At 65.9% G+C, this 4,022-nt stretch carries 2 protein-coding genes; both read right to left on the reverse strand.

The genetic code is table 11. The annotated features are described in order from the left end of the window. Window positions 1–159: 159 nt before the first annotated feature. Window positions 160–1,809, reverse strand: a complete 1,650-nt coding sequence (locus tag K8V11_RS05655) for an alpha/beta fold hydrolase (RefSeq protein ID WP_303911549.1) — start codon at window positions 1,807–1,809, stop codon at window positions 160–162. A 181-nt stretch (window positions 1,810–1,990) separates the two neighbouring features. Further along, window positions 1,991–4,022: molecular chaperone HtpG (gene htpG, locus K8V11_RS05660; RefSeq protein ID WP_303911551.1), on the reverse strand; the 2,032-nt coding region annotated here is incomplete at its 5' end.

Here is a 4,022-nt window from a genome sequence, read left to right on the forward strand (position 1 = left end):
TCATGGTCGAGGTCGGCTTGTTGCTCTGCACGGCAGGAGAGTTCATACCCCTTACCCTACTCGCCGGTAGGGACTTCGAGAAAGCGCCGTCCAAAATGGCGAATGCCCGGGCCCCGCGCTTTCCGCAGTTCCCGGGCATTTTCACCTATGCCGCCGGACTTACGCCTCCGCCGTGGGGATCGGCGGCGCGGGAGCCTCGGTCACACCGGTGTGCCCGGTGCGGAAGTATTCGAGCACCGCGGCGTCAACGGTCTCGTTGCCCTTGGCGAACTGGCCGTGGTCGCCCCCGCCGACCGTGATCACGTGCGCGCCCATCCGCTCGGCAAGCACCATGCCCGGCTGGTAGGGCGTCTGCGGGTCACGCAGTCCCTGCAGCTGCAGCGGCTGCGTCTCCAGCGCTTCGCCGGACACCGCGGGAAGCTTGGTGACGGGCGCGTACCCGGCACACGCGGCGCCGGAGGTGAACATCGGCCCCATCATGTTGTAGATATCGCCCGACACGAACGTGGCCCAGAGGAAGTCCGGGTAAGTCAGCGGGTTTGCGGGCACCTGATTCTCGTTGCACATCACGATGCGCTGCATGTTTCCAGCCTGCAGTGTCGCCTCAACCACCTCGGGGTCATCCATCGGGCCGCCGCCGACGCCGCCCTCTGGCAGACCGTCGCGGATCGCGGCGGCGAGCTGCGGCCACGCAGCGGATTGCGGAACGATCTGCCTGGTCTGGCCGAGCACCGTCGAGCTCATCTGGTTCGCGCCCGGGTTCATCAGGGTTCCGACGAGGTTCTCGAACTGGACACGTGCAGGGTTGGTCAGATTGGTGCCGTCGATGTACTGCTGAGCGATCATCTCGAACGCCGGGGGCACATCGCCGACCTGCGCCGGCGGCGGGGCGACCGACGGGTTCACCCCGACCTCTTCGACGATCAGATCGGACCAGCGCTGGTAGACCTGCAGTGCCGTGGTTCCGAGGTGATAGGTCGCGTCGTTCTCCGCGATCCAGGCGAACATATCGTTCGTGCGCGCCTTGTATGCCGGGTCCTGGGCATTCATAAGCCCGTTCCATGCGTCATCCGGGTTCACGCCCGAGTCGAGCACGAGCTTGTCGGTCTGCGCCGGGAACAGCGAGGCGTACACGGACCCGAGCGTCGTGCCGTAGGAAAGCCCGAGGATGTCGATGCTGTCCTCGCCGAGCGCCTTGCGCACCTCTTCCCAATCGCGCGCGGTGTTTTCGGTGGTGATGTGCTGGGCGTAGCCGGGCTGGCTCTGCTCACAAAGACCCCGCAGCGCACCGCCGTAATTGGTCGCTGCGGTCACCGGGTCGATCAGCTCCGCGCCCTTGCATTCGAGAGCCGTCGAGTCGGGAAGCCCGCGCGGCTGGACAGCCACAAGATCGAACTCGTTGCGCAGTTCCTGCGGCCACGTGAACAAGCCATCGTCGAAGAACGGCAGCGAGTCCCCGCCGGGTCCGCCGGCGTTGCCGAACACCACTCCCTTGCGCTCGGAAGGGTTCGCCGCCGGCTGCTTCATCACCATGACGTCGATCTTTTCGCCTTCGGGATCGGCGTAGTCCAATGGCACCGGAAGCGTCGCGCACACGGCAGTCGGCGTAGTCACACGCTCGGGGCACGCTGCCCAATTCAGCGTCTGAGCGGGGGCCTCTGCCGCGGGCGCCTCCTGCGCGACCGCCGCCGGAGCCAGCGCGGCCGAGGAGCCGAAGGCGAGCACCGCCGCCGCGGCCAGCGAGGTAGCCGAGCGAACGCCGCGACCCCCGAATCGATTGCTTAGTAGGTTCGGAGGCGCTGAACTCATTGGCGGGCCTTTCACATCTGCGTTCACGATAATCTTCGGCGTCGGTTATCCAGAACTTATTGTCCCTTAACCGGTTCGGCCTCGCCACGATGTAACTCGATTGTTAGGTCGGATGGAAATGAGAGAAAGCCCTGCCTCTCTCACGTGAGAGAGGCAGGGCTTTCGGCAGACTTATTTCGCCCTAGAGCCGGCTGGCCAGCAGCTTCGCGAACGCAGCCGGGTCAGACAGTTCGCCGCCCTCGGCCAGCACGGCGACGCCGGCGAGCAGCTTCGCGGTCTCGGCAAGCTCGGCGCGCGCCTTCGAATCCTCGTCGCTCGTCGCCGCGAACTCGCTCCGCAGCTTTTCCACCGCAGAATGCTTCGGGTTGAGTTCGAGGATCCGCTTCGAGGTGGGCACCTCCATGCCGTTCGCGCGGTACATGCGCTCGAGCTGTGGGGTCATGTCGAAGGTGTCGCCCACCATGCACGCGGGCGAGTCGACGAGACGATGCGACAGGCGCACCTGCTTGACCTCGTCCTCGAGCGCACCGCCGAGCCACTCCAGCAGCCCGGAGAAGTCCTCGTCCGCCTTCTTCTCCTCTTCCTCGGACTCGGCGTCGGGCTTCGTCCCAACCTTGTCGAGGTCGACGTCGCCCTTTGCGATCGAGCGCAGCGGCTTGCCCTCGAAGTCCATGGCGGCGTCGACCCACACCTCGTCGACGGGATCGGTGAGCAGCAGCACCTCGACACCGCGGGCGCGGAATGCCTCGAGGTGTGGGGAGTTCTCCACCGCGGCACGCGAGGCGCCGGTGATGTAGTAGATCTCCGTCTGCCCCTCGGCCATGCGCTCCACGTACTCGGCGAGCGTCGTGCGCGGATTCTCGCCCTCGCCCACCTTGCGCGTCGACTCGAGCTCGGTGAACTTGAAGATCTGCTCGCGGTTCGCGTCGTCGGCGATGAGGCCTTCCTTGACGACGGCACCGAAATGCTGCCAGAACTCATCGAACTTCTCGCGCTCGTTCTCGCGCATCGCGTTGACCGCCTGCAGCACCTTGCGGACGATGCGCTTGCGGATTGCCGTGATCTGCCGGTCCTGCTGCAGAATCTCGCGCGAGACGTTGAGGGACAGGTCTGCCGCGTCGACGACGCCCTTGACGAAGCGGAGGTACTGGGGGATCAGCGCTTCGGCGTCATCCATGATAAACACTCGACGGACGTAGAGCTGGACCCCGCGGCGATGATCCGGGGAGAACAAATCGAACGGCGGCTGCGAAGGGATAAACAGCAGCGCCTGGTACTCGAACGTGCCCTCGGCGGAGATCGTCAGCGTCTCGGCAGGCTCGTCCCACGCGTGCGAGACGTGGCGGTAGAACTCGGTGTACTCCTCGTCGGTCACCTCGGACTTGGGCCGCGTCCACAGCGCCTTCTGCGAGTTGAGCGTCTCCTCCTTCGTCTTCGGACCCGCATCTATGACGTCGGAGTCCGCGTTCTCATCCTCGCCGGAGTCCGCGCCGTCCTCCTCGGCGGAATTATCGGGAACAGCCATCCGAATCGGCCACGCGATGAAGTCCGAGTACGTCCGCACGACGCGGCGCAGGGTGTGCTCGTCGACGTAGTCCGGGAGATCGGTATCGCCGCCGGTGGGCTTGAGATCGAGCGCGATCGCGGTGCCCTGCGTCGGCACCTCCCCGTCGAAGCCGAGCGAGGCCGCCTCGGCGACCGGGACGGTCGCGATGTCGTAGGTGTCCTCCCCCGACGAGCGCCACAGCGTGACCTCGTCCTCGCCCGCCTTGCGGGTCACGAGGGTGACGGTGTCGGCGACCATGAAAGTCGAGTAGAAACCGATGCCGAACTGGCCGATAAGGTCGGCCGAAGCCTGCTCGGACAGCTCGCCGTCCTTCGCGGCGGCGCGGGCGGCCGCGAGCTGCTCGCGCATCGCGGCGGTGCCGGATTTGGCGAGCGTGCCGATGAGGTCGATGACCTCCTCGCGCGACATACCGATGCCGTTGTCGGTGACCGTCAACCGGCGCGCGGAATCGGATGCTCCGCCGTCAGCAATAAGTTCGATGTGCAGGTCAGAGGTATCCACGCCCGGAAGGTCCTCGGTGAGCGCGGCGAGGCGCAGCTTGTCGAGCGCATCCGAGGCGTTCGAGATGAGCTCGCGGAGAAACGTATCCGGATTCGAGTACACAGAGTGGATCATCAGGTCCAGCAGCTGCCGGGTCTCGGCCTGG

Source organism: Dietzia timorensis, from assembly GCF_020742175.1.
In the GTDB taxonomy this organism is placed as follows: domain Bacteria; phylum Actinomycetota; class Actinomycetes; order Mycobacteriales; family Mycobacteriaceae; genus Dietzia; species Dietzia timorensis_A.